Origin of the sequence: Brevibacterium sp. 239c (assembly GCF_900169365.1) — a bacterium.
Classification (GTDB): Bacteria; Actinomycetota; Actinomycetes; order Actinomycetales; family Brevibacteriaceae; genus Brevibacterium.
Genome location: NZ_FXZH01000007.1, coordinates 1 through 26,121, shown reverse-complemented (window position 1 = coordinate 26,121; position 26,121 = coordinate 1). Strand labels below are relative to the sequence as shown.

Annotated in this window: 19 protein-coding genes; 11 read left to right on the top strand and 8 right to left on the bottom strand. The window is 62.4% G+C overall.

The features are described from left to right. Positions 1–27: 27 nt before the first annotated feature. The 3 genes from BSP239C_RS08265 to BSP239C_RS08255 are packed head-to-tail and all read right to left on the bottom strand — an operon-like array spanning position 28 to position 2,960. Positions 28–1,470, bottom strand: a complete 1,443-nt coding sequence (locus BSP239C_RS08265) for an aldehyde dehydrogenase family protein (protein ID WP_101571776.1) — start codon at positions 1,468–1,470, stop codon at positions 28–30. Continuing rightward, on the bottom strand, positions 1,467–1,868 hold the full coding sequence (locus BSP239C_RS08260) for a sterol carrier family protein (protein ID WP_101571774.1): 402 nt from the start codon (positions 1,866–1,868) through the stop codon (positions 1,467–1,469). The genes BSP239C_RS08265 and BSP239C_RS08260 overlap by 4 nt, the downstream gene beginning before the upstream one ends. Before the next feature lie 15 nt (positions 1,869–1,883). Further along, on the bottom strand, positions 1,884–2,960 hold the full coding sequence (locus BSP239C_RS08255) for an asparaginase (protein ID WP_101571772.1): 1,077 nt from the start codon (positions 2,958–2,960) through the stop codon (positions 1,884–1,886). Positions 2,961–2,993: 33 nt separating this feature from the next. Here BSP239C_RS08255 and purD point away from each other — a divergent pair, with 33 nt between their 5' ends. The 10 genes from purD to purQ all read left to right on the top strand — a co-directional run bounded on the left by purD (position 2,994) and on the right by purQ (position 15,752). Beyond that, the gene (gene purD, locus BSP239C_RS08250; protein ID WP_101571769.1) at positions 2,994–5,267 is read left to right on the top strand and encodes a phosphoribosylamine--glycine ligase; all 2,274 of its coding nucleotides are present in this window, start codon (positions 2,994–2,996) and stop codon (positions 5,265–5,267) included. Between the two features lie 483 nt (positions 5,268–5,750). Further along, positions 5,751–7,247: an aminobutyraldehyde dehydrogenase gene (locus BSP239C_RS08245; RefSeq protein WP_101571767.1), complete on the top strand. Its 1,497-nt coding sequence runs from the start codon at positions 5,751–5,753 to the stop codon at positions 7,245–7,247. 158 nt (positions 7,248–7,405) lie between these two features. Continuing rightward, positions 7,406–9,061: an amidohydrolase gene (locus BSP239C_RS08240; protein WP_101572040.1), complete on the top strand. Its 1,656-nt coding sequence runs from the start codon at positions 7,406–7,408 to the stop codon at positions 9,059–9,061. Next, positions 9,058–10,218, top strand: a complete 1,161-nt coding sequence (locus BSP239C_RS08235; RefSeq protein ID WP_101571765.1) for an ABC transporter ATP-binding protein — start codon at positions 9,058–9,060, stop codon at positions 10,216–10,218. The genes BSP239C_RS08240 and BSP239C_RS08235 overlap by 4 nt, the downstream gene beginning before the upstream one ends. Next, positions 10,211–11,371 carry a spermidine/putrescine ABC transporter substrate-binding protein gene (locus BSP239C_RS08230; protein WP_101571763.1) on the top strand — a complete coding sequence of 387 codons (1,161 nt, stop codon included), beginning with the start codon at positions 10,211–10,213 and terminating at the stop codon, positions 11,369–11,371. Before BSP239C_RS08235 ends, BSP239C_RS08230 begins: the two co-directional genes overlap by 8 nt. Next, positions 11,368–12,273, top strand: coding sequence for an ABC transporter permease (locus BSP239C_RS08225; RefSeq protein WP_101571761.1), 906 nt, complete (start codon positions 11,368–11,370; stop codon positions 12,271–12,273). The genes BSP239C_RS08230 and BSP239C_RS08225 overlap by 4 nt, the downstream gene beginning before the upstream one ends. Before the next feature lies 1 nt (position 12,274). Continuing rightward, positions 12,275–13,129, top strand: a complete 855-nt coding sequence (locus BSP239C_RS08220; RefSeq protein WP_101571759.1) for an ABC transporter permease — start codon at positions 12,275–12,277, stop codon at positions 13,127–13,129. 90 nt (positions 13,130–13,219) lie between these two features. Then, complete coding sequence (locus BSP239C_RS08215; protein WP_101571757.1) at positions 13,220–14,641, top strand: FAD-binding oxidoreductase; 1,422 nt, start codon at positions 13,220–13,222, stop codon at positions 14,639–14,641. A gap of 116 nt (positions 14,642–14,757) precedes the next feature. After that, the gene (gene purS, locus BSP239C_RS08210; RefSeq protein ID WP_101571754.1) at positions 14,758–15,012 is read left to right on the top strand and encodes a phosphoribosylformylglycinamidine synthase subunit PurS; all 255 of its coding nucleotides are present in this window, start codon (positions 14,758–14,760) and stop codon (positions 15,010–15,012) included. Beyond that, entirely contained in the window at positions 15,012–15,752 is a 741-nt protein-coding gene (gene purQ, locus BSP239C_RS08205; RefSeq protein ID WP_101571753.1) for a phosphoribosylformylglycinamidine synthase subunit PurQ, read from the top strand. Before purS ends, purQ begins: the two co-directional genes overlap by 1 nt. Before the next feature lie 97 nt (positions 15,753–15,849). Here the strand turns inward: purQ and BSP239C_RS08200 are convergent, their stop codons facing one another. From BSP239C_RS08200 to BSP239C_RS08185, 4 genes are all read right to left on the bottom strand, one after another. Further along, positions 15,850–16,635 carry a hypothetical protein gene (locus tag BSP239C_RS08200; RefSeq protein WP_101571751.1) on the bottom strand — a complete coding sequence of 262 codons (786 nt, stop codon included), beginning with the start codon at positions 16,633–16,635 and terminating at the stop codon, positions 15,850–15,852. A gap of 711 nt (positions 16,636–17,346) precedes the next feature. Then, the gene (locus BSP239C_RS08195; protein WP_101571749.1) at positions 17,347–19,050 is read right to left on the bottom strand and encodes a hypothetical protein; all 1,704 of its coding nucleotides are present in this window, start codon (positions 19,048–19,050) and stop codon (positions 17,347–17,349) included. A gap of 436 nt (positions 19,051–19,486) precedes the next feature. Then, positions 19,487–21,508 (bottom strand): ABC transporter ATP-binding protein, encoded by a 2,022-nt coding sequence (locus BSP239C_RS08190; protein ID WP_226841900.1) that lies wholly within the window; start codon positions 21,506–21,508, stop codon positions 19,487–19,489. Positions 21,509–21,632: 124 nt separating this feature from the next. Next, on the bottom strand, positions 21,633–23,366 hold the full coding sequence (locus tag BSP239C_RS08185; protein ID WP_101571745.1) for an ABC transporter ATP-binding protein: 1,734 nt from the start codon (positions 23,364–23,366) through the stop codon (positions 21,633–21,635). 230 nt (positions 23,367–23,596) lie between these two features. On the opposite strand from BSP239C_RS08185, the gene BSP239C_RS08180 reads away from it, so the two are divergent. Then, entirely contained in the window at positions 23,597–24,760 is a 1,164-nt protein-coding gene (locus BSP239C_RS08180; protein ID WP_180958953.1) for a DUF6882 domain-containing protein, read from the top strand. A gap of 21 nt (positions 24,761–24,781) precedes the next feature. Here BSP239C_RS08180 and BSP239C_RS08175 read toward each other — a convergent pair whose 3' ends face one another. Then, positions 24,782–25,882, bottom strand: coding sequence for a DoxX family protein (locus BSP239C_RS08175; RefSeq protein ID WP_257930133.1), 1,101 nt, complete (start codon positions 25,880–25,882; stop codon positions 24,782–24,784). Between the last annotated feature and the right edge of the window lie 239 nt (positions 25,883–26,121).

Here is a 26,121-nt window from a genome sequence, read left to right as displayed (position 1 = left end):
CTGCCCTGACCTCGGGTGCTGCCATGCTCACAGCTTCACGACGACGGTCTTCGTCTGCGTGTACTCGTCGAAGGCTTCGATGGACTTCTCACGGCCATACCCGGACTTCTTGAACCCGCCGAAGGGCAGCTCCACTCCCCCGCCGGCACCGTAGGTGTTGACGAAAATCTGCCCGGCCTCCACCTCGGCGGCAACCCGATGCGCACGTGAGATGTTCTGCGTCCACAGCGCCGAGACCAGACCGTAGTCGGTGCCGTTGGCCAGGGAGATCGCCTCTTCCTCGTCGCCGAAGGCCATGGCCGCGACGACGGGACCGAAGACCTCTTCCTGCGCGATCCTCGAACCTGGGGAGACATTGTCCACGAGGGTCGGGGTGATGAAGGCGCCCCCGGTGAGGTCGGCGGCGAGGCCTTCGGGGCGGGTGCCGCCGGTGATGATCTGGGCGCTGCCGATATCGGAGAGGAACGATTCGACGCGGGCCTGCTGCTTTGTCGAGATCAGAGGTCCGAGCATGGGATCGTCACTGCCGTAGCCGATGGTCACCTTCTCCATCGCGGCCGCCATCTTCTCCACCACCTCGGCGTGGATGTCCTGGGCGACGATGAGCCGGGAACCGGCCGAGCAGGTCTGGCCGGCGTTCTGGATGATCGAGCGGACCAGGGACGGGATGGCGGCATCGACATCGGCGTCGGAGAAGACGATGTTCGCGGACTTCCCACCCAGTTCGAGCACCGTCGGGATCACCCGATCGGCGGCAGCATGGGCGATCTGCGAACCGTTCTGGGTCGAGCCGACGAAGCCGAGGTGAGCGATGCCGGGGTGGGCTGCCAGCGCCGCACCCGCCTCGGAGCCCAGGCCTGTGACCACGTTGAACGCACCGGCGGGGAAACCCACGGAATGGATGAGTTCGGCCAGGCGGACCGTGGAGCGCGGGGTCTCGTCGGCAGGTTTCGCCACGGCACAGTTGCCGGTGGCCAATGATGTTGCGGCAGCACGGCCGATGAGCTGGAGCGGGTAGTTCCAGGCCACGATGTGCCCGGTCACACCGTAGGGTTCGCGGCGAGTGTAGACGTGCATGTCCTCGGACATGGGGATCGAGTGCCCGTAGTAGGACTCGATGGTGTGACCGTAGAACTCGAAGTAGCGGGCGCAGACATCGACGTCGGCATAGGCCTGAGTCAGGGGTTTGCCGGTGTCCTCCGATTCGAGGGCCGCCATCTCATCACGGTTGGCTCGGATCACCTCGGCGGTGGTGACCAGCAGCTTCGAGCGCTGCTCTGTGCTCGAACGCTTCCACTCCCGCTGTGCCCGGGCCGCGGCCTTGACCGCACGGTCGACCTCGTCGGCTCCGCCCCGGGAGACATCGCCGAGGTGCTCGCCGGTGGCCGGGTCGACGTTGGCGTAGGTGGTCAGTGAGGGGACGTGGCGTCCGCCGATGAATGAGGTGGTCTGGGTGATCTGGGCGTTCATCGCCGGCCTTCCAATTCTGCTGCTGTGTACAGAGGGACGAAGTCGGAGATGTCCGCGCGGGTGCCCGATGCGTCGACCGTCCCCTCGGCGAGCGCTGCGGAGAATTCTGTCTTGCCGGTCACGATGTCCAACCACACCTGCGCCGAGGTTTCAACGACGTTGGGCGGTGTGCCGCGGGTGTGCCGGGGACCGGGAATGCACTGGGTGACTCCGAACGGAGGGACACGCACCTCAACACTGTTGCCCTCGGCCCGCGATGCCAGCTCCTCGAGCGTGAACCTCACCGCGGTGGCCAGGGTCGACCTGTCCGCCGGTGCCGCATCGGCGTCCGAATGCGCCACCCACATCTCTAGGGCGTTGCGACCCTCGTCGGGGTCGATCCTTCTGCGAATCGCCATCAGTGACTCTCCCTCTTACCTGATCTTCGCTACATCTTCACCCACGACGACGCGACCGACAACCGCCGTCCGCCCCTCGGAATCGACGCCGCCGGTGACCGGGTCTGTGATCGCCGCAATGACTTCGTCGAGGAGTTCATCGCTGACATCGGCCAGCGCCCCGGCCTTGCGCAGCAGGATCAGGGCCACGAGCCCGGTCGCCCGAGAAGACCCGTCGAGGCATTTCAGCGCCACCGAGTACCCGGATTTCGTGGCCATGACGATGACGCCTTCGGCCCCGCCCTTGGCGAAGATGCCAAGGCGGTCGATGACGGTGGTGTTCGGTCTGCCGTGGCCTTCGATCGCCCAGGGGTCGGCGAAGACGGCCTGCATGAGGGTGCGGGCCTCGGGTGCATAGGAGGTGAAGTCCTCCGTCGCCGAGGCGGTCGCCGGATTCTCGTGTGCGCTGCCCAACTGCACCACACAGCCAATCGCCCGCGCCAGTCCCACCAGGCTCAGCGCGAACACCGGGGCACCGCAGCCGTCTGTGCCCACGGCGGCCGGGGGCTCGCCGGCGAAGGTCTCGACCGCCTCGGCGACCTTGGCCTGCACCGGATGGGTGGGGTCGAGGTAGCCTCCGGTATCGGCGCCGATGGCCGTGGCGGCCATGAGGAAGGCCGCATGCTTACCGGAGCAGTTGAAGTACAGGGCCGACTTCGGGTCGCCGGCACCTGTCTCCTGCAGACTCCGGCGGAAGGCTCCATCGGTGGGGTGCGCGGACGGGCACTGCAGGTCAGCCGGGCTCAGACCCACGGATCCGAGCATCCCGGCAACCGCCTCAGCATGGCCGGCCTCGCATTTGTGGGACGCGGTCGACAGGGCTGCCCACGTGCCGCTGACATTCGCACCGAGTTTCATTGCGGCGATGGCTTGGAGGGGCTTGAGGCTCGACCGGGTGAACACGGGTACCTCGGGCGCACCCAGGCTGATCAGGGGTGATCCGCTCGGATCGAGGACAACGGCGGAACCGATATGGCGGGATTCTTCGAATCCGCTGCGAATGACTGTGGCCAATTCGACAGCCTCGGCGGAAGTGAAAGTGGAAGGAGTCACGCACCCAAGCCTACGACCTTATAGGCTGGAGGGGTGAAGGTTCTTGTCATCGGTTCGGGCTCCCGCGAACACGCCCTCGTCCTTGCTCTCAGTCGCGACCCCCAGGTCGACGCCGTCATCGCTGCACCCGGCAACCCGGGAATCGCAGCGATCGCGCACACCGAAGCCGTCGATATGAACGACGCCGTGGCAGTCACTGCACTGGCGGAGACGCTCGACGTCGACCTCGTGGTCATCGGCCCCGAGGCACCGTTGGTCGCCGGGGTCGCCGACGCCCTGCGTGAGTCCTCGTTCCCAGTCTTCGGCCCCAGCGCTGAGGCCGCGGTCCTCGAAGGATCGAAGGCGTTTGCGAAGGAGATCATGGAGTCTGCGAACGTGCCCACCGCACGTGCCGTGGTCGCCTACACCACCGACGAGGCGGCGGCGGCCCTCGACGATTTCGGTGCCCCCTACGTGGTCAAGGCCGATGGCCTGGCAGCAGGCAAGGGCGTCGTCGTGACCTCGGATCGCACCGAGGCCCTGACCCACGCCACCTCCTGCCTCCAGGTCTCAGACCGAGTCGTCATCGAGGACTATCTCGACGGCCCCGAGGTCTCACTCTTCGTCCTCTGCGACGGCCAGCACACGCTGCCATTGGCTCCCGCTCAGGACTTCAAACGCATCGGCGATGGCGACACCGGACCCAACACCGGCGGCATGGGCGCCTATTCGCCGCTGCCCTGGATCCCGGCCGGCACAGTCGATGACATCGTCAACACCGTCGCCCAGCCGGTCGTCGATGAGATGACCCGTCGCGGCACCCCGTTCACCGGTCTCCTCTACTGCGGACTCGCCCTGACCTCGAAGGGCATGCGAGTCGTTGAGTTCAACGTCCGCTTCGGCGATCCCGAAACTCAGTCCGTGCTCTCCCGCCTACGCAGCCCACTGGGTCAGACCATGCTCGCCGCCGCCGAAGGTCGCCTCGACGAAGTCGGGGAACTCGAATGGGATCCGCGCACCTCGGTGACCGTGGTCATGGCCGCCGAGAACTACCCGAATACTCCGCGCACCGGCGACATCATCCGCGGCCTCAACACCGCCGACGGGCTCGAGGACGTCCACATCCTCCACGCCGGAACAGCACGTGCCACGGACACCGGAGCCGGGTTCGCCCCGGAGGACACCGTCATCTCCGAGGACGTCGCCGAGACCGGTGACATCGTCACCGCCGGTGGACGCGTGCTCTCCGTCGTCTCCTTGGGCAACGACCTCAACGAGGCCAGGTCGAAGGCCTATGCCGCCGTGGACGAGGTCAAATGGGACGGCGAACAGCACCGCACCGACATCGCCGAGGTGGCCGCCCGTGGGCAGATCACCGTGGCCGATATCTACCCAGCCCCCGAAGAAGCGGTTGCGGTTGCGGTTGCGGGGCTCAACTCCACAGCGCCCGAACTTCCGGGCTGGACGCACATCTACTCAGGCAAGGTCCGTGACCTCTACATTCCCGACACGGCCACCGACGCCGCGTCTGCCGAGCAGCTGCTCATGGTCGCCTCGGATCGCATATCCGCCTATGACTGGGTCCTCGACTCCGAGATCCCCGACAAGGGCAAGGTACTGACGGGCTTGAGCCTGTGGTGGTTCGACCAGCTCTCCGAGATCATCGGCAACCATGTCATCAGCTCCAACGTCCCCGAGGCTGTGGCCGGTCGTGGTCTCATCGTCAAGAACCTGTCGATGCTGCCCATCGAGTGCGTGGCCCGCGGCTACCTCACCGGCTCCGGCATGGCCGACTACAAGGCCACGGGCTCCGTGTGCGGAATCCAGTTGCCGGCAGGCCTCATCGAAGCCGACCGTCTGGAACCCGCGATCTTCACGCCCGCGACCAAGGCGGAACTCGGTGATCACGATGAGAACGTCAGCTTCGCCCAGATCACGGAGACCATCGGCACCGAGGCGGCCGAGAAGGCCCGCGACCTGACGATCGAGATCTACCAGCGCGCCGAGGCGATCGCCCGTGAACGCGGCATCATCCTGGCCGATACGAAATTCGAGTTCGGGACTCTGCCCGACGGGACGATGGTCCTCGGCGACGAAGTGCTCACCCCGGACTCGTCACGCTTCTGGGACGCCGAGAGCTACGAAGCGGGCAAGGCGCAGGCGAGCTTCGACAAGCAGTTCGTCCGCGACTGGCTGACCGGAGAGTCCGGCTGGAACAAGTCCTCGGACACTCCTCCGCCGGCACTGCCCGCCGAGGTGGTCGAGAAGACTCGCGCCCGCTACATCGAAGCATTCGAGAAGCTCACCGGCCAGAAGTTCCCTGGCTGACCTCGCCGAGAACGCCCGCTTAGGAGGCGCTGCGGAGCCGCGGCTCGGCAGTTTCACCCCGACAACGCCGGAGCGTCGAGACACCTACGCACGCATAGGTGGCTCGACGCTCCGGCGTAGTTTCGACGCTCCGGCGTAGTTTCGACGCTCCGGCGTAGTTTCGACGCTCCGGCGTAGTTTCGGTGCTCCGGCGTAGTTTCGGCAGCAACCGCGCCGCAGTGACGCCGCCCGTGAAGCTGGGGCATTTCAGCTTCACGGGCACACGAGCCAGTAGCCGATAACCACGAAATGCGCAACGAATGACACCGATTCAGCAATTGCTGGCGGACACCGTGAGAGTTTTCCTGTGAGTATTGGTCTCACGCAACGAAATCGGTGGAAACTGCCGATGAGTTCCGCTAGGGTGAACGCGATGGTGACCGGAGACACACCTGCGGTCACGCGAACCACACATTGACGTGCAACTCGGTTGGAAGTGAAGACATGCATTATTGGAACGGCAGCTATCACCAAGGCAGCGGCGATACCTTCACCCTCGTCAGCCCCGCCACCGGTGAGACGACCGGAGAGTACACGCTCGCGAACCCCGCCGATGTCAACGCAGCAGTCGCCTCGGCGAAGGCCGCCTATCCAGCGTTCAAGGCCTTGACTCCCGGCGAGCGCGCCGAGCTCATGCTCGGTTTGGCAGCACAGCTCGAGGCGCGTGCCGATGAGCTTGCCGAACTCGAATCGCTCCAGACCGGAAAATCCATCCGCCTGGCCAAGGAATTCGATGTGCCCGGCTCGATCGACAACGCAAAGTTCTTCGCCGGTGCCGCCCGGCAGCTCACCGGCCTGGCAGCCGGCACCTACTGGGAGAAATCGACGTCGATGACCCGGCGCGAACCCCTCGGAGTCGTCGGCTCGATCGCCCCCTGGAACTACCCGCTGCAGATGGCCGCGTGGAAGATCTTCCCCGCCGTCGCGGCAGGCAACACGATCGTGCTCAAGACCTCGGAGATGACCCCCGGGACCTCCCTCATCCTCGCCGAGGCGGCCACCGCAGCCGGCTTCGCCCCTGGAGTCATCAACGTCATCGCCGGCGACGGGCGCGAAGCCGGGGAAGCGCTCATCACTCACCCCGACGTCGTCATGTCCTCGTTCACCGGGTCGACGAAGGTGGGACGTCACATCATGGAACTCGCCGCGGCCAAGGGTTCCCGAGTCCATCTTGAGCTCGGCGGCAAGGCCCCGTTCGTCGTCTTCGATGACGCCGATATCGAGGCTGCAGCTCGCGGTGCCGTGGCCGGGTCGCTCATCAACTCCGGCCAAGACTGCACCGCGGCCACCCGGGCCATCGTCGCCCGCGAGCACTTCGAGACCTTCACTGCTCGGGTCACCGAGCTCATGGACGGCGTCCGTGTCGGCAACCCGTCCGATTCCGCCACAGACATGGGATCCCTCATCTCTCTGACCCACCGCTCACGGGTCGCAGGAATGGTCGATCGCGCCCGCGAAGCCGGCGCCACCATACACTGCGGCGGGCAGGTACCGACGCACAACCACCTCGGCGAGGCTCTGCCCGGGAACACCGAGTCGACGGCGTACTACGCACCGACTCTCATCAGCGGAATCGACACCGACGCCGAGGTGTGGCGTGATGAGATCTTCGGCCCTGTCCTCGTCGCGATCGCCTTCGACACCGATGATGAGGCCATCGAACTGGCCAATGACACCCCCTACGGGTTGGCGGCGAGCGCCTGGACGACGACCACGAATCGCACGATGCGCGCCGCGGCCGACATCGAAGCCGGGTGTGTGTGGATCAACGAGCACATCCCGATCGTCTCCGACATGCCCCACGGCGGGTACAAGGCCTCCGGGTTCGGCAAGGACATGAGCCAGTACTCGTTCGACGAATACACACAGGTCAAGCACGTGTTCATCGATCACCACGAGGACCCGCACCACGAATGGCAGGACACCATCTTCACGTCCTGACGTTCTGCCGGGGACCGCCGAGTCACGAGCTCGGGCACGAACCGGTAACAGCTGGCCAGTAGCTCTGTGAGCCACCGTGCCAGTGCACATACAATGACATCCTGCGAAGCGTGTACGGCGCGCCTCGCCTCACCTTCGACAAGGAAGTCGGGAGGAACATGGACCTCGACGTTCTCGACGTCAACATCTTCGACGGTCACTCAGTCCTGCTTGCGAACCGCATCAGCATCCGCGGTGGAATCATCACCGAGATCGGCACCGGCAAGGCCGCGGACCCCGCCGAACGCTCCATTACGGCAACGGGGAAGCTGATCACGCCGGGGTTCGTCGATGCCCACGTGCACACGACCTTCGGCGGGCAGGAGTCACTGGCCTGTGACCTCAGTGCGGCGCAGGGTCTCCAGGCCGCACTCGAGACCATCCGCGACTACCTGGCAGCGACCACTCCTGGGTCCTGGGTCACCGGCGGCGGCTGGTCGATGGCCGACTTCCCCGGTGGCGCACCGAGCGCTGGGATCCTCGACGAACTGAGTTCGGACCGGCCCATCATCTTGATCAGCGCCGACCATCATTCGGCCTGGGTGAATTCGAAGGCCATGGACATCGCCGGACTCGATGCCTCCACTCCGACTCCGCCCGGCGGCGTGATCGAGAAGGACGAGACCGGGAACCCGACCGGGTGCCTGCACGAATCCGCCATGGATCTCATCTCCGCCCAGGTTCCGGACGCCACCGACGCTGAGATCCGCGCTGGCCTCCTCGCCGGGCAGTCTTACCTCGAATCCTTCGGCATCACCGCGTGGATGGACGCCATCGTCGGCGACTACTCCGGCCACCGCTCCCCCTTCGACACCTACGTCGCTGCTGAGGACACAGGCGACCTGACCGCCGAGGTGGTCGGCAGCCTGTGGTGGCCCCGTGACGTCAAGGACATCGACGCCCAGGTCGCCGCGCTGCTCGAGCTGCGGCGAACTCAGGGACAGTTCCGCACGACCTCGGTGAAGTTCATGCTCGATGGCATCGTCGAATCTCGGACCGCTGCGATGAGTGATGAGTACAGCTGCCCCTGCGGCGGGTTCGGCACCAGCTACTTCACCCGCGAACACCTGCACCGATCCTTCGCCGCCCTCGATGCGGCGGGCTTCGACATCCACTGTCATGCGATCGGTGATGCCGCCAATCGGGCGGCCCTGGACGCGTTCGAGGCGATCGGAACCAGTCCAGGCCGCTCCGGCGGCCCGAACGACTCCGACAGCGAGGGCGGAGAGCGCCGCCACCATATCGCCCACGTTCAGGTCGTCGACCCCGTCGACATTCCCCGCTTCGCTCAGCTCGGGATCACCGCGAACCTGCAGGCTCTGTGGGCCTGTCACGATCAGCAGCTGCTTGACCTCAACATCCCCTATCTCGGCGAGGAACGTTCCGGCTGGCTCTACCCATTCAGGTCCTTCGCCGATGCTGGCACACAGTTGGCCATGGGTTCGGACTGGCCGGTTTCGACGCCGAATCCGTGGGAAGCCATCCACGTCGCGGTCAACCGTTCGCACCCGGATGCGGGCGACCCGGCACCGCTCCTGCCCGAACAGGCCATCGACCTGTCCACTGCACTGTGTGCCTACACCTCCGGTTCCGCGCACCTGCTGCGCTCGGAGGTCAATGGGACCATCCGCACCGGCCAGATCGCGAATCTCGCGCTGGCCAGTGAGAACGCCTTCGCCATCGATCCGCGCAGGCTGGCCGAAGTGCACAACGAACTGACGATCGCAGGCGGGCACATCGTCCACGACGCCACCACCGCTGAAAGGCAATCATGACTACGACAGCCACAGCCGATGCAACGGCTCCCCCGCAGTTCGAACATCTCGAGATCCAAGGAGTGAAGAAGAGCTTCGGCGATACCACCGCGATTGAGAAGATCGACCTGTCGGTCAAGAAGGGCGAGTTCCTGTCCCTGCTCGGCCCCTCAGGGTGCGGCAAGACGACCCTGCTGAGGATGATCGCCGGGTTCGAGACGCCGACGGCAGGTCACATCTACCTCGGCGGCAAGGATCTTGTGGGACGGCCACCGCACAAACGTCCGGTCAACACCGTCTTCCAGTCCTACCTCCTGTTCCCCCACATGAACATCGCCGACAACATCGCCTACGGGCTCAAACAGGCGAAGGTTCCCAAACCGGAGATCGCCGAGCGTGTGCGCGAAGTGCTGGCTCTGATCCAGATGGAAGACTTCGCCGGCCGCAAACCCGAACAGCTCTCCGGCGGTCAGCAGCAGCGCATCGCTCTTGCTCGTGCTCTGGTCAACAGGCCGCAGGTGCTGCTGCTCGACGAGCCGATGTCGGCGCTGGACCGCAAACTGCGTGAAGAGATGCAGCTCGAGCTCAAACGCCTGCACACCACCCTCGACACCACCTTCGTCTTCGTCACCCACGACCAGGACGAGGCTCTGGCGATGAGCGATCGCATCGTCGTCATGTATGACGGAGTCGTCCAACAGATCGGGTCCGGCGAAGACATCTACGCCAATCCCAGCAACCGGTTCGTCGCCGGCTTCATCGGGAAGCAGAATTTCATTCCCGTCACCGTCACCGAGATCGACGAGTCCGGAGCAACCCTGCGCAGCGACAACTCGATGATGCGCACCGCCCACCTGGAGGCCAAGGCAGCAACTGCCAACACGGCAGCGTCGACGACGGCCCTGGCCAAGGGCGATCGGGTTCGCGCCGCCATCCGTCCCGAACGGATGCAGGTAACGCCCGCTGACGATTCGGCCGGATCACGGCCGAACACGGCGAAGGGGACCGTGATCTCCTCGTCCTTCCTCGGCGATGTCGTCCAGTACATGATTCGGGCGGGCACGAACAATGAGCTCCTCGCTCGGGTCCCAGCGGCCCAGGCACGCTTGTTCGAACACGGCGAAGACGTGGCCCTGTCTTGGGATGAGGATGCAGTGGCGGTGTTCTCAGATGACTGAGACTCAACCGATCAGCGTGCTCGCACCGGCATCGAAGGTCCCGGCCATAACGAGACGGGCGGCCCTGGCAGGGTTCGGAGTCCTCGGACTCGGTGCGCTCTCCGCCTGCGGGTCCACCGACGGTATGGCCGCCTCGCCGCACACCGACGGCGAACTCGAGTCGAAGCTCAACCTCTACACCTGGGGCGACTACGACTCACCTGAACTGCTGTCGGGCTTCAAGGACAAATTCGATGTCCTGCTCCAGGTCGACTCCTACGGATCGAACGAGGAGCTCATCGCCAAGCTATCCTCCAGCCGGGGAACTTCCGGATACGACGTCGTCGTCCCCACCGGGTCCGAAGTAGTGCGCTTCACCACTCACGATCTGCTCCAACCTCTGGATCTGTCACTGATCCCGAACTTCAAGCACATGGATAAGAACTTCATCGCTCAGGAGTTCGACCCGAAGAACAAGTACACCATCTGCAAAGCGTGGGGTACGACGGGCTTCGTCTACCGCAAGGACGTCATCAAGAGGGAGATGAAATCCTGGGACGATTTCATCAAGGCCTCCCAAAAGGAAGCAGCTGGAAAGACCACGCTGCTCTCCGACGCCTGGGAGGTCACCGCTATCGCCTTGGCCAGCCTCGGCTACAGCCTCAACACGACAGACAAGAAGGAGCTCGCCGAGGCCAAGAAACTCATCGTCGACGACGTGGCACCGAATGTCCGCGCCTACTTCGGCAGCGCTTCGACGGGCATCATCCAGGGCAGCTTCACGCTCATGCAGTCCTACAACGGCGACGCCCGGCAGGGAATCGACGAGGTCGACAACCCCGACGACTGGGAGTTCGTGTTCCCCACGCCCTCGGCGAATCTCTGGATGGACTGCTGGGCGATTGCCACCGGAGCACCTCACCCTGATGCCGCTCACGCCTTCATCGACTACATGATCGCTCCCGAGAACGCCATCACTCAGATCGAGTACATCGGCTATCCGATCGGTGTCGAAGGATCGGAGAAGGCGGCGAAGGCTGAGGGGATGGAAGGTCTCGACCTCATCTTCCCTGCTCAGAACATTCTTGATCGACTTGAGGCCAGCGTCTTCAACGACGGCATGCAGGATCGCGTCGACATCCTCACCGAGGCCCAAAGGAGGTCCGGCTCATGACTCCGCTGCGCAACAGATTATTCGGTGCCGCCGCACTGTCGTTTCCCACCTGGGCATACGTTGTCTTCTTCTTCGTCATCCCAGTGGCGATGGTGATCTTCTTCAGTTTCGGCAGCAAACCCGATATCTACACCCCGGTATCGACGGAGCACCTGAGCTTCGATCGCTTCCCCGAGGCGATGACCCCGGCGTTCCTGTCCACCTTCTTCGCGACGCTGCGGATCTCGATCCTCGGCACGATCCTGTGTCTGATCATCGCCCTTCCCTTCGCCTATTGGATTGCGATCAAGGTCGCTCCGGCCCGACGCGGGCTCGCCCTGGCACTTGTCATGGTGCCGTTCTGGACGAACTTCCTTGTCCGTACCCTCGGTTGGCAGATCATGCTCTCCCCCAACGGGTTCATCTCGAATTGGCTCATGTCGCTGGGCATCACGCACGACAAGATCGACATTCTCTATACCCACACTGCCGTCCAGATCGGCGTCGTCTACAACTATCTTCCGCTGATGATCCTTCCGCTCTTCGTCGCCATCGACAGGTCGGGCCAGAAGCTGCGTGAGGCCAGCTACGACCTCGGCGCCAATAAGGTGAAGACGTTCATGCGGGTGACCCTGCCGATGGCGATGCCCGGTGTGATCTCCGGGTGTCTGCTCGTCTTCATCCCCCTCAACGGTGACTACGTCACGGCCACGGTCCTCGGCGGGGCAAGCGGGTCGATGGTCGGCCAGCTCATCGCCGAACAGTTCAACGCTGCGCAGAACTGGGCATTGGGATCGGCAATGGCGGTGGTCCTCATCGCATCAACCTTCATCGTCGTCGGTATCGGATTCGCCGTGCTGAAGACGGGGCAGCTGATCACGGCGAAGGCCAACAGCATTCCGATCACGAACGGAAGGGCGTGACATGGCATTCACTACTCGCAAACCATTCACCGACAAGGCTCTTGACGTCTGGGGGATCCTGGTCTTCATCTACCTGTTCCTGCCGATCGCCGTGATCGTCGTCTATTCGTTCAACAATGGAACCGTGCTCGCCAATTTCAAGGAGTTCGGCTTCCAGGCCTATGTCCACGGCCTGGCCAACGACGTCATCATGTCCTCGGTATGGACCAGCCTCAAGGCCGCCTTCGGTTCGGCGCTCGTCGCCACGATCTTCGGCACGCTCGGCGGTGTCGCCCTGGCCCGAGCCAGGAGGGGTGCTTGGTGGGCCATCGGGCTGACTGTCATCCTCGCTGCGACTCTGTTCACTCCAGAGATCGTCGACGGCATCGCCTTCCTCCCCTGGTTCGTCACCCTCGGGGTCGATTGGGGCCTGGTGCCGTTCAATGACGGCATGTTCCGCCTCATCATCTCCCATGCCATGTTCTCCATGGCGGTCGTGACGTTCATCGTTCGTGCTCGTCTGGCAGGGATGAACCGTCAGCTGGAGGAGGCTTCGGCCGATCTTGGGGCCACCCCGATCAGGACCTTCGCCAACGTCACCCTGCCGATCGCTGCCCCCGGCATCTTCGCGGGTGCTCTGATGTCGTTCACGCTGAGTCTGGACAACACGATCCTCTCGAGTTTCGTCCAATTGCCCGGGTCGACTCCGTGGCCGGTCTACATCTTCGCTGCGGTCAAGGTGGCCCTGCGTCCCGAGATCGCTGCGGTGTCGACGTTGATGTTCCTGCTCACTCTGGTCGCCCTCGGCGTCTGTGCGCTTGCGCTGAAGAAGACCGGTGGAAGTTCGACGGAGATCATCAAGACCATGGCCGGCTGATCCTCGCCATCCCTGCAATGATTGCCGCAAGGCAGAAACTGAAAATCAATCGACGGCACACAGTTGCCGTCAAACAGAAAGTGAAGTGACATGGACGTCAATGCCGCATTGGCCGACGCTTCCACCGTGCCGTTCTGGCTCGATTCCGACCAGCGTCCGGAGCCCCTGCCACCGTTGACCCGCGATCTGGAGGCCGACCTTGTCGTCGTCGGAGGCGGTTTCACCGGGCTGTGGACGGCGCTGCAGGCGAAGGAGCGTGACCCGAAGCGCCACGTCCTCCTGGTTGAGGCGAACTCGATCGGGTGGGCCGCATCTGGGCGCAATGGCGGTTTCTGCGCTGCCAGCCTGACCCACGGCTATGACAACGGCGAGTCCCATCTGCCGAATGAGAACGACCGCCTGGCACAGCTGGGGCGCGAGAACCTCGATGCGATCGCGGCCGCCGTAGCCAGATACGACATGGACGTCGAGTTCGAACGCACCGGCGAACTCGACGTCGCAACCGAGGACTACCAGGTCCCCGAGCTGCGAGAGGCACACGACCCGGAGTCAGGTTTCATCTTCTACGATCAGCAGGAGCTGGCGCAGATCGTGAAGTCCCCGACGTACAAGGGTGCTCTCTGGGACTCTCGTGAGGTCGCCATGGTCAATCCGGCCAAACTGTGCTGGGAGCTGCTGCGGGTCATCCGGGAACTCGGCGTCGAGGTCTTCGAGGGCACGAAGGTCACCGATGTCAGTGACCGGAAGTCAACAGTGCAGGTCACGACTGGGGTGACGGCTCAAACCCTGGAAGATTGCAGAACCGCTCCGTACAGCACCATCTCCGCCAAACGCGTTGCTCTGGCGACGAACGTCTTCCCCTCGCTGCTCAAACGCGCCAGCCTGCACACCGTTCCGGTCTACGACTACGCGCTGATGACCGAACCCCTCAGCGATGAGCAGCTTGAGTCCATCGGATGGAACGGGCGGCAGGGCATCGGCGACTGCGCGAACCGGTTCCACTACTACCGGCTCTCGGCCGACAACCGGATCCTCTTCGGAGGATGGGACGCCGTCTATCATTACGGGCGGCAGGTGTCGTGGAAGTATGACCAACGCGCGGAGACCTTCGAGACTCTGGCCGAACATTTCTACGAGACCTTCCCGCAGCTGGCCGGCCTGAAGTTCAGCCACAAATGGGGTGGACCGATCGACACCTGTTCGCGGTTCTTCTCCTTCTTCACCACCGCCTACGGCAAGAAGGTCGCCATGGCTGCTGGCTTCACCGGACTGGGTGTGGGCGCCTCGCGCTTCGCCGGCACGGTCATGCTCGACCTGCTGACCGGACAGGAAACCGAGCTGACCCAGTTGGAGATGGTGCGCAAACTGCCCCTGCCTTTCCCTCCCGAACCTGTGGCGTGGCTGGGCATCCAGATGACGACGAACGCGCTCATCAAGGCCGACGGCAACGAAGGCCGACGTGGTCCGCTGCTCAAGGCACTCGATGCGGTGGGCATGGGCTTCGACTCCTGAGCCTTCCAGTGACGTCCGCGGCTCGGACCGGAGGCTGGGGAACCTCTCGCGCTTGATAGACTTTCAGCGAGCGCGGGAGGAATTCCCGAACACTTTCTTGAAGGAGCAGAACACGCATGGCACGTGTCGTCGTTGAGGTGATGCCCAAACCCGAGATCCTAGACCCTCAGGGTAAGGCGATCTCCGGTGGAATGTCCCGACTCGGCTTCACCGGTTTCGGTGAGGTCCGACAGGGAAAGCGCTTCGAACTCGAAGTCGAAGGTGAGGTCACCGAGGAGGTTCTCGCCCAAACTCGTGAGGCTGCGGAGAAGCTCCTGTCGAACCCTGTCATCGAGAACGTCGTGGCCGTTCGCGTCGCTGAGGAAGCCTGATGACTGCTGTCGCCACGGATCCCACCACCGCCGAGGCGGGTGCTGAATCCGGTGCTTCGATCGGTGTCGTGACGTTCCCCGGGACGCTCGATGATCGTGATGCCGCACGTGCGGTTCGTTTGGCCGGTGCAAAACCGGTCAACCTGTGGCACGCCGATTCCACCCTTGCAGGTGTGGACGCAGTGATTCTGCCCGGTGGATTCTCCTATGGTGACTATCTGCGCTGCGGTGCGATCGCGGGCTTTGCTCCGATCATGGAGTCCGTCGTCGCGGCTGCCAATACCGGTATGCCGGTCCTGGGCATCTGCAACGGCTTCCAGATCCTCTGCGAATCGCACCTGCTGCCCGGTGCCCTCATCCGCAATGACCACCAGCATTTCATCTGCCGCGACCAGGAACTGGTTGTCGAGAACACGAATACCGCGTGGACCGGCGACTACACCGAAGGCCAGACGATTCGCATTCCTCTGAAGAACGGTGAGGGCGGATTCGTCGCCACCGATGAGGTCCTCGACGACCTCGAAGGCTCCGGCCGTGTGGTCTTCCGCTACCAGGGGCACAACCCCAATGGTTCCCTGCGCAACATCGCCGGCATCACGAATGAAGCTGGAAACGTCGTGGGACTCATGCCCCACCCCGAACACGCTGTCGAGGCCGGTTTCGGCCCAGAAGACGGCGGCGGAATCGACGGCCAGGGATTCTTCTCCTCGGCCGTGCGCTCGCTCGTCGAAGGTCGCTGACCTCACCGACTGGCACACGAAAGGGTCCCGACGCGCGGCATGATGCCGAGCCTCGGGACCCTCGTTCGTCCTTGCCTCGTTATTGGCCGGAATGACCTCACGCCGGCGGTTCGGTCGGGTCAACCGTCACTGATGCGCTGTCTTTGAGATCACCGCACGTGGCGACGGCCTCGTATTTGCCCGTATCGGGCATGCCATCTCGGGGCATGTATCTCACCGATGCAGACTCGTCCTCACCGGCGAGCTGGCTCTTCTCCCAGACCTTCGTCTTGTTCTTCTCGTTCTTCTTGAACACTTGGAAGTTGACTTGGTCCTTGCTCGAGCAATTGACCATCGTCAGGTTGAGCCCCTCCTGGTAGAGCCCTTCGTCGAGCATCTTCTCTTCCGGGTCCATCACGAGGGTGCCGTCATCGTAGTCGCCCCGATCGCCTTCGATGATGTGGACGCGGGCGTGAAACAAGCGGTCCGGCTCATCACCTCGTTTGACCGTGATCGTGAACTTGACGTTCGTATCGTCAGGCTTCTCATTCATCACAACCGCTCCGTCATACGGTCCGTCCTGCTCCACTGTCCACATCTCGTTGTCCAGGCTTGTGGTGACGTCATCGCCCTTCTTGAGCCCGTCTATCGTGAACTCGATGCCCTTATCGCCTGTGACCTCCCGAGGAGTCATCGTCCTGTACTTCAACGCCAAGTCCGCTTCTTTCATCACCGAATCTTCATTCGAGCTGTCTACGCCTGGGGAAGCAGCCTCGTTCGAGTAAGTTCCGACCGACGGAGCAGAGTCCGAGGGTGCCGTTCCGAGCCCTGAAGCGGTCGCCGGTCCGGTTCCGAGCGTGGAGAATCCTAGAGCGACGGTAGCTGCGAGTGCGAGCTTCTTCATTGTGATCATCCTTCTTTCGCATCATTGGGTCAGATCAAGATGTGTTGCCGTATCCAGTTGTGCCAACGACGATACGAGCGAAAGACAGGAGTTGTGGCGTTGTGTTCATTGTGGTCATGACAGGCCTGTCATGACAGTTCCGTCATTCTGTAATGGCAACGAAACTTACACACCGAAATGCTGAGCCGACGCTGAGATGACTCTTTCGCAGCTGACTCTCACATCTTCCGCAGACGTAGCTTCATTCCTGGTCACCCGCGTGCAACTGCGACGGGCTGAACGAACCCTGAGGACAATGCGAACACCTGCGTTCAGCTGGTACTCAGTTCTGGGATCACGTCCGGATGAAGCCTTCCAATGTGCGCGATCCAATCGTTATCAGCCATTTCAGCCTGCGGCTCATCTGAGCACGACGGCCGTCCCGAGCGTCGCTGACGCCGCATGCAGCTCCACTGCCCACGTGTCATCGCCGATAACACCGTCGACGCCCAGACCTCTGCGCAGAGCCCCCTGTCCTCGCCTGACGACGTCGCCGCAAGGTGGTGTGCTCCTGACGCATAACCATGTTCGGAGCACGCATTTCGGCTCCGGAACACAGGCTGATCCATCTATGTTCCGGAGTCGAATACCCTCTTAACAGTGTCGATTCGCGCCGACGGGCCGGGAGTCTTCACCAACCCGTCGGGTCATCGTTCGCTGTCCTGATTGAGCTCACCTACCTACTTGAGCTCGGCGGCGAGCGAAGAGGATCGTCGCTGCGCCTCCCAAGATCAATACGGCCCCTGCACCGAGACCGGTGAGCTCGGCGCCAGTGCGCGGCATCGAGCCGGCGTTGCCCGAATCGCCAGAGCCGCCCCCATCGCTTGCACCCGTGACAACGAACCCACCATTCAAACCCTGGTCCATACAGTTCACCTTCACCTGGTAGGCGCCCACATAGACTTCGGAACTGTTGCCGAGTCCGTAGACATGAACCGATGCGGCTCCGTTCTTGGCGACCTCGGCACTCTGGTCATAGAGCTTTTCACTGGGTTCGAATCCCCAGACCTCGAATTTGGCATCGCTGCCAGGTTCGCAGTCTGTGACGGTGATCGTCACGCCTTTGTCGCCGTTGATGAAATCCTCTCCGGAGATCTTCTCCGGGTCGATAGAGAGCTTCGGATCGATGACGCTGCCGTCATCGGTCACAGTGTAGGTCGTCTCCGCGGTCTTGTCCCCGCAGGACGCCATGACAAGGAATTCGTCGGCCCAGGAGGCTCCACGTTCGCCTTGGGGAACGAAATTCACGAATCCGGCGGCGTCCTCTCCTGCTTTCTGCGTCTCTTCCCAGATCGTAGTGTCAGGGTCATTCTTAGTGCTCACCCTGAACTTCACATCATCGTCGACGCGGCAATTGACGAGCGTGATGTACACACCGTCATTGAGGAACTCCTGCAGCTCCTGACTCTTCGGCGTCACCGTAAGGTCAGCATCGGAATCCTCGCCGCCCTCATCGGTCACGGTGAAGGCCGACTTGGTGCTCTTGTCACCACAGGTAGCCTCGACGACGAAGTCACCGATCCAGCCGTCCTCACTGGAGTCCGGGACGAAGGTGGTGGATCCGGTCGAGTTCTCATCGGCCTTCTGCGTGTCCTCCCACAATGTCGTGTCCGAATCGCCCTTGCGGGTGATGCGGAAGTTGACCTCGCCACCGATCGTGCAGTTGTCGAGTGCGATCCGGACACCGCCTGAGGCAAAATCGCCAAGACTTTGGGTCTTCGGCGAGACAGTGAGGTCGCCATCGCCGTCATCATCTTCTGGAGCGACGACTTGAACGCTGCCGCTGAAGGTCTTCGGATCCTCGCCGTCACGGGTGACCGTGACGCTCACGTCGAGCGTCTCGCCAGCCTTGACTCCGGTGTTGCCGAGAATTGTGCCGGTGAACGCACCGTCAGCTTCAACAGTGGTCGAACCGGCCTCACCGGGTTCGGCGGTGACGACATCTCCGACTTCGAGGGGTTCAATCGTGTAACCGATGCCCTTGTCAGGATCGCCTATCTCGTCTGCGGTCATCTTCTTCTTATCGAGAACGAAGTTCGCTTCGATTGCTTGAGGTTTCGCTGCGTCGTCCTCGTTCTCTTCATCCTCGCTATCCTCTGGGTCAGAGGCCTCTTCGCCAGCAGTGGTCGACTCACCGGGGCCAGTCGATTCACCTCCATCTTGGTCCCGATCCGGATCTGTTTCCGAGGCGTCCTGTCCTTCGCCCGTTCCGGGATCGGCGCCGTCCCCCGGATCGGCTGCAGCTTCGGTCGGAGCTTCAACGCGAGCCTGAGCGGCGAGTGCCTCGGCGGTGGTCAGAGATTCTGCAGCTGCTGGCCCGACTCCCACGGTGGAGACTGCCAAGGCGAAAGCTGCTGCAAGTGCCAGCCGTTTCATGAGGATCCTTCCAGAGATCTGGGTGGCTGCCATGTTCGGTTATGGAAAAGACCATACGTACGTAGTTAGGAAGGAGACATTTTTGTTCATTTAGTTCATGACGGAAATGCAATAGGGAAATGTTGAAATGGTTATCCCCTTGAGACATCCAGATCCGTCAATTGAATCGATCTCTGAATTTTCAATGCTCTGCTGACCGAGCCCACCTCGATCTTCATCAGCAACCGTCCGGCATCTCGTACCGCTGGGTGCAGGGAACATCATGGTCACAATGTCCGGAGATCGCCTGACTTCGCATAAAGATCGTTACCGTCTTCAGAAGACGATTCGGCCCCCGCACGTGAAATGCGGGGGCCGAATCCGGCGCTGCTCGATCAGCGCTCGAGCCGATCACACCGGTGTTGTCACCGTCCGTGGCCGGCGACTCTCCACTAGGTCAGGCCTCACCGGTGCGCTGGGTCTCGATTTCGTCACCACCCTCATCGGCTTCGACGCCAGTGGGTTCCTCGATGAGGATTCCAGGTTCGGCCTCTGATTCCGCCAGCACCTCAGCGGTGAATTGCTCTTCAGCGTCCTCCCCTCGGAACTGCGACATGTAGAGACGGTAGTACGCTCCTTCTGCGCTCAGCAGCTCTTCGTGGTTTCCGTGTTCGACGATGGCTCCGTCCTCCATCACGAGGATGGTGTGGGCATCGCGGATCGTCGACAGTCGGTGTGCGATGACGAACGATGTCCGATCCGTTCGCAAAGCGGCCATAGCCTGCTGGACGAGCACCTCGGTGCGGGTGTCGACCGAGGATGTCGCCTCATCGAGAATGAGCAGTGACGGATCTGCGAGGAATGCTCGCGCGATCGTGATGAGCTGACGTTCTCCGGCAGAGACGCTGCCGCCGTCGGAGTCGATGATCGTGTCGTACCCATCGGGCAGCTGACGCACGAAGCGGTCGACCATGGTTGCCTGCGCTGCAGCCATGACCGCGTCGTCGGTGGCGTCGAGCCTGCCGTACCGGATGTTCTCTCGGATGGTGCCCTCGAACAGCCACGCATCCTGGAGCACCATGCCCACATGGGACCGCAGATCTGCTCGGGACAGGTCCTGAGTGTCAGTGCCATCGAGGAAGATGTGGCCGCCGGTGATTTCGTAGAAGCGCATCACCAGATTGACCAAGGTGGTCTTGCCAGCCCCAGTCGGTCCGACGATGGCCACCGTGTGGCCGGGCTCGGCCGTGAACGAGACCTTCTCGATGAGCGGAGTGTCCTCGGTGTAGCGGAAGCTGACCTCGGAGAACTCGACCCTGCCAGGAGTGCGCTGCGGCAGCGTCTCCTCAGCGTCGTCGGGTTCTTCTTCCTCAGCATCAAGGAGTTCGAAGGTCCTCTCTGCCGAGGCGACGCCGGACTGCAGCATGTTCGCCACACCAGCCATCTCAGAGATCGGCTGGGAGAACTCACGGGAGTACTGGATGAAGGCCGTCGCGTCGCCCAGTGTCATCTGCCCCGAGGCCACCTTGAGGCCGCCTGCGACGGCGATGAGGACGTAGCTGAGGTAGGACACGAACTGCATCGCGGGCATGATCATGCCCGACACGAACTGTGCACCGGCCGAGGCTTGGTACAGGGATTCATTGCGGCGATCGAATTCCTCGAGCATGATCTCGTCACGACCGAAGGCGCGAACCACGTCGAGGCCGGAGAACGATTCTTCGACATGTCCGTTGACATCACCGGTGTGCTTCCACTGTGCCTTGAACAACCTCTGCGACCGGGTGCCGATGACACCGGCGATGAGCGCTGAGAGTGGGAGTGCGATAAGCGCCAGCAGTGCCAATTGCCAGGACACGATGAACATCATCACGCCGATGCCCAGGATGGTCAGAGCGGATTGGACGAGCTGCGAGAAGGCCTGCTGTAGTGCCTGCTGGATGTTGTCGACGTCGTTGGTCACGCGCGACATCACATCGCCGCGCTGCCTGGTGTCGAAGTATCGCAGAGGCAGTTTGTTGATGGTGCGTTCGATGTCTTCGCGGAGTCGGTAGACGACGCGCATGACGAGGGCGTTGAGGATGTAGCCTTGCGCCCACATGAGCATCGAGGCCACGAGGTACATGAGGAGCACGAGGATGATGATCTGGCCCAGAGCGGTGAAGTCGATGCCCTGGCCGGGAACAACCTCGGCGGTGGAGAGCATATTGGCGAAGTCGTCTCTGCCTTCAGCCCGAGCGCCGGCGATGATGTCGTCGGCGTTGGCGCCCGCAGGCATCTGGGAGCCGATGACACCGGAGTAGATGATATCCATGGCCTTGCCCAGCACCTTCGGTGCGATGACGGTGAGCACGACTGAACCGATGACGAGAAGGACGACGTTGATGAGGCCCAGCTTCTCCGCACCCATCAGCCCAAACAGTCGTTTGACCGAGGGCCAGAAATGCTTTGCCTTCCTAGCCGGGGTATCGCTGAACATGTCCCCCTCGTCGCCGTGGGGCAGGTAGTCCTCTTCGGTGGTCTGCGCTGTGTCGGGAACGACGGTCGCTGTTGCCGCCGAGGTGGTTGACGTCGTTGACTCCTTGGATTCCTTGTTCGTCAAGTCAGTTCACCCCTTCCGTGGCCAGCTGGGATTCGACGATCTCCTGGTAGGTTTCGTTCGCGTCCACGAGCTCTTCGTGTGTTCCCCGGCCGACGATCTTGCCCTCATCGAGGACGATGATCTGGTCGGCGTCTCGAATAGTCGAGACTCGCTGCGCCACAACCACGACGGTCGAATCACCGGTGGTGTCATCCAAGGCGCTGCGCAGACGGGCGTCGGTGGCCACGTCGAGAGCAGAGAATGAATCATCGAAGACGAAGATCTTCGGCTTAGCCGCCAATGCTCTGGCGATGCACAGCCTCTGTCTCTGCCCACCCGAGTAGTTCGTGCCACCTTGGGCGACGCCTTCCTCGAGCTGATGAGTCTTATCGGCGACGAAGTCCGCGGCCTGAGCCGTCGTCAGTGCTTCCCACAGCTCTGTATCATCAGCGAACTCGTTTCCGAACCGCAGGTTAGAGGCGATCGTGCCCGAGAACAGGTACGGCTTCTGCGGGACGAGGCCCACCAGCTGCGCCAGCTGATGCCTATTGAAGGCGCTGACCGGAACACCGTCGATGAGGACCTCGCCCGACTGCGGGTCAAGCAGCCGCGGGATGAGGTTGACGATCGTGGATTTGCCGGCGCCCGTGGCACCGATGATCGCAGTCGTCGTGCCTGGCTGTGCGGTGAAGCTGAGGTTCTCGAGGACTGGCATCTCGGCCCCGGGATAACCGAAGGTGACATTGCGGAACTCGAGCTCACCTCGGCGAGGGAGTTCATCCACGCCCTTGGGAATGACCATCGACGTGGTCGAATCGAGGACTTCGGAGATGCGTTCGGCGCAGACGACTGCGCGGGGAATCATCATCATCATGAACACCCCCATCATGACGGCCACGAGGATCTGCAGAATGTACTGCAGGAAGGCCGTCAGCGATCCGACTTCCATCTGACCGGCGTCAACGCGGTGTCCGCCGAACCACAGCACGGCGGCGGTGGCGAGGTGGAGGATCATCATGATCGCGGGGAACATGAGAACGAAGAGGTTGCCGACCTTCACCGAGGTTTCCGTCAGGGCCCGATTGGCGAGGGCATAGCGGTCGGTTTCGAATGGTTCGCGCACGAACGCGCGGACAACTCTGATGCCGGTGATCTGTTCGCGGAGGACTCCGTTGATGTCATCGACCTGCTCCTGCATCCGTCGAAACAGCGGCATGAGCAGATAGACGAGGATGCCGACGACGATGAACAGCGACGGCACGGACACCCACACCAGCCAGGACAGCCCCACGTCCTCGCGCAGTGCCATGATGATTCCGCCGATGCACATGATCGGTGTGGAGACCATGAAGTTCAAGGTCATGAGCACCAGCATCTGGACTTGCTGCACGTCGTTGGTGTTACGGGTGATGAGGGTGGCGCTGCCGAACTTGCCCACTTCAAGCGTCGAGAGCTCATCGACCTTGCTGTAGATGGCACGGCGCAGATCCCGCCCGACTCCCATGCCGGTGCGAGCACCGAAGAAGATGGCGGTGACTGCCGTGACGACCTGGACGAGGCAGACGACGATCATCGTCATGCCGGTCGACCAGATGAAATCGGTGTCACCTTTCGCGACGCCCTGGTCGATGATCTGCGCATTCAGACTCGGCAGGAACAGCGCCGCAATGGTTGCGGCCAGTTGCAGGACGACGACGAAGATGATGTAGAGCCAATAGGATCGGGCGTATTTCAGAGACAGGCGTAATAGGGCCACAGCGGAAGTCCAGATAAGGTAGTAGTTCGCGAAACAGGCGTTGAGAAATTCGAAAGCGCAACAGGCTATCTTACATGCGTTCCCCTCTCGAACAATAGGTTGAACCTGTTTCCCTTCTCGTTGCAGTTCACCACACGGCACTGACACGAACAGGTAAAACCGGCTCCGACCTCGGCGGTAGCTCCGCGTGCCTCTTCGCTAATCGGGCGGACACCTCTAGTCTTGAAATCATGAGCACAACTTTGCAGGACCTCGTCAATCGCGCCGTCTTCTTCTCCACAGAGATGCAGACGCACTTCGGCGCTCTCATCGCCGATGCCGAATGGGAGGTCGATTTCTCGTCCGACCCACACCTGACCTTCACTTCTGCGGAGGGGACTGTTCTGCGTGGCCGCCCGCATCTGCTCGGTTCGGAGTCGAATGGGCAGAGTACATGGCTGTGGGGTTGGGAGAACATCAACGAGTTCCCCGAGGCTGTCGTCGGCCTCGCCCACGAGGTTCGCAAGTTCGGCGCCGCCGAGGATGTCGCCGAGTTGATCTCTGAGGAGCTCCCCCTGGATGAGGAGCTTGCGCTGCGTCTGACCTTGGCGTCGAAGGAGGCCACCGGAAAGTGGGCTCACTATCCTGCTGCAGCCGGTGCAGGCACGACGGTCTGGCTGCTCGTCGATGCTCCGGAGCTGACTCTGCCCGAGCCTCAGGTCAAGGCCACTGTGCGAGCTCTCATGCAGGGACTGACACAGACGACTGTGACCGATCATCGCGTCGCCCTCGAGGCATATGTGGCCAAGCGGGGCATCCCCACCGCAGTGTTGCCCGAGGCCGGACTACGTCTGCTCTTCGCCGATGGGTCGGCTGACCTGTCCTTTGACGACCAGAACCGGATCTCCAATTGCGAGATGGGTGCACCGCTCGAAGGTGAAGCCGCGCAGCAGTATGCGCAGGCCACCGGGACGTCCGCGCCCGCAGAAGAGGCCGCGGATGTTCCTGCCGCGGCGACCGAGTCGAATCCTGCTGCCACCGCACCGCGCTCAGATTCCGAGCCGGTTAGTGCAACACGGCCTGAGAGCAGAGAACCTGCTCCGACCGATGTGGAAGCAGCAGACTCGGCATCAACGCTTACACAGTCGCCAGGCGATTCCACAACCGAGGCATCTCCCTCGAATGTTCCGACCACCTCCCCCGCCGAGGCGGCACCCGAGAACGAGCTCGACTCCACTTACGCTCGTCCCACGCCTGCAACCGGATCGGAACAGGCAGCGGACGCCGAGACTGAGCCTGCAGGGTCGGGCACGGAAGGCACGCACGACACCGATCGTCAGACCGACGAGGCAGAGACCAAGTCTGAGGAACCGAAAAAGAAGAAGGGTCTGTTCTCGAAGCTCTTCGGCCGCTGATCTGCAGGTGCTGACCACCCGTCATCGGTTGACGGGTGTGCGCGGCTCCCAGCTGAAGTCACGGTCGAAGAGGTACCGACGTTCCCGGTCGGGCGTCAGCGTCGCGTCAAGGCCCTCACCTGTCAGGGTGATTTCGCCCGAGTCATCGATGGCGAAGGTGAGGGTCGCTTCGTCGACATAGTCTCTGATGAGACCTTGCGAGCCCTTCTGCTCCGGGTAGAGCTTGAGCCTGACCTTATTGTCCCCATCTACGCCGTAGGAGCCCTTCTGCAGGCTTCCGTCGGCGTAACGCAGGCCCACGGCGGCAGTCTTTTCTTTGGACAGTTGTCCGAAGGCTGCCTGCGTGATTTGAGAGTCGTTGAAGTCCGCTCTGCTCTCGCCTGAGACCGAGTAGACCCCAGCTATGGCGCTTTGCTCATCGAGTCTGCCCCAGTCGGTCATATTTCCGAATACGACGCCCGAGCCGACCAACATTGCGATGGCAAGCAGGGGCGCGGCCCACCGTGTGATCGCCACGAAGATACGGTTCGTGGAGATCAGACCTGCCACTCTTGCACCTGTGGGCTTGCCGACCACGAAGCGGCATAGCCGGCGCAGGTTGGGAATGAGGAGGATGACTCCTGCAAGAGCCATGATGCCTGAAAGCTGTTTGACGGGCACGTCGAAGGTCAGGTTGAGCAGGAACACAATCCCCATGTTCAGAGCCGCGAGAAGGGCACCCAAACAGGCTGTGCGCCTAAACAGAAGGAAGGCTGCGGCTGCGACCTCGGCCAGGCCAGCCAGGATCTGGATGCTCGGAGAGAAGGCCATGAAACGCCATAGCAATCCCATGGGACTCATCTCTCCATATTGGACGAGCGCGTCGGAGTAGTCGGCCTGTCCCATCTGCATGAGGAACACCTTCGACCACCCGTAGATCAGCAGGTAGCCTGCCAGCCAGATGCGAAGCAGCCAGTGTCCGGTCCACAAGACACGGACAGTAATCAATCGCGTCTTGCCGGGGCTGCGAGCTTGGGTGCGATCCGTTGCACGTGCGGCCGAGGAGCCATTCCCATTTCGGCAGCCTTCGCCGTCCTCTTCGTCGGCCACAGGATCTTCGTTGAGACGCAGGTTGTGTTGCATACTGCAACTGTAGAACGGAAGCTGGAAAGTTGAACTGAGGCAAACTCAACTGTCGAATAGGGAAAACCCAACACTTGCACCAGCGCCCCTGGTCCTGAAACACCTATGAATGCGAGAAAGGGGCCATCCCACCGAAGCGGAATGACCCCTCACCAAAAAGCAGGAAGGCCACCCTGTCAACGACAGGATGGCCTCCCTAAAAAATATTGCGGCAGTCACTTACTCTCCCACAACCACCA

Coding starts and splice junctions, on each gene's coding strand:
- BSP239C_RS08175 (WP_257930133.1), bottom strand. CDS start 25,882: ATGCAACACAACCTGCGTCTCAACGAAGATCCTGTGGCCGACGAAGAG.
- purS (WP_101571754.1), top strand. CDS start 14,758: ATGGCACGTGTCGTCGTTGAGGTGATGCCCAAACCCGAGATCCTAGAC.
- BSP239C_RS08195 (WP_101571749.1), bottom strand. CDS start 19,050: ATGAAACGGCTGGCACTTGCAGCAGCTTTCGCCTTGGCAGTCTCCACC.
- BSP239C_RS08180 (WP_180958953.1), top strand. CDS start 23,597: ATGAGCACAACTTTGCAGGACCTCGTCAATCGCGCCGTCTTCTTCTCC.
- BSP239C_RS08190 (WP_226841900.1), bottom strand. CDS start 21,508: ATGTTCAGCGATACCCCGGCTAGGAAGGCAAAGCATTTCTGGCCCTCG.
- BSP239C_RS08235 (WP_101571765.1), top strand. CDS start 9,058: ATGACTACGACAGCCACAGCCGATGCAACGGCTCCCCCGCAGTTCGAA.
- BSP239C_RS08240 (WP_101572040.1), top strand. CDS start 7,406: ATGGACCTCGACGTTCTCGACGTCAACATCTTCGACGGTCACTCAGTC.
- BSP239C_RS08265 (WP_101571776.1), bottom strand. CDS start 1,470: ATGAACGCCCAGATCACCCAGACCACCTCATTCATCGGCGGACGCCAC.
- BSP239C_RS08215 (WP_101571757.1), top strand. CDS start 13,220: ATGGACGTCAATGCCGCATTGGCCGACGCTTCCACCGTGCCGTTCTGG.
- BSP239C_RS08200 (WP_101571751.1), bottom strand. CDS start 16,635: ATGAAGAAGCTCGCACTCGCAGCTACCGTCGCTCTAGGATTCTCCACG.
- BSP239C_RS08245 (WP_101571767.1), top strand. CDS start 5,751: ATGCATTATTGGAACGGCAGCTATCACCAAGGCAGCGGCGATACCTTC.
- purQ (WP_101571753.1), top strand. CDS start 15,012: ATGACTGCTGTCGCCACGGATCCCACCACCGCCGAGGCGGGTGCTGAA.
- BSP239C_RS08225 (WP_101571761.1), top strand. CDS start 11,368: ATGACTCCGCTGCGCAACAGATTATTCGGTGCCGCCGCACTGTCGTTT.
- BSP239C_RS08260 (WP_101571774.1), bottom strand. CDS start 1,868: ATGGCGATTCGCAGAAGGATCGACCCCGACGAGGGTCGCAACGCCCTA.
- BSP239C_RS08220 (WP_101571759.1), top strand. CDS start 12,275: ATGGCATTCACTACTCGCAAACCATTCACCGACAAGGCTCTTGACGTC.
- BSP239C_RS08230 (WP_101571763.1), top strand. CDS start 10,211: ATGACTGAGACTCAACCGATCAGCGTGCTCGCACCGGCATCGAAGGTC.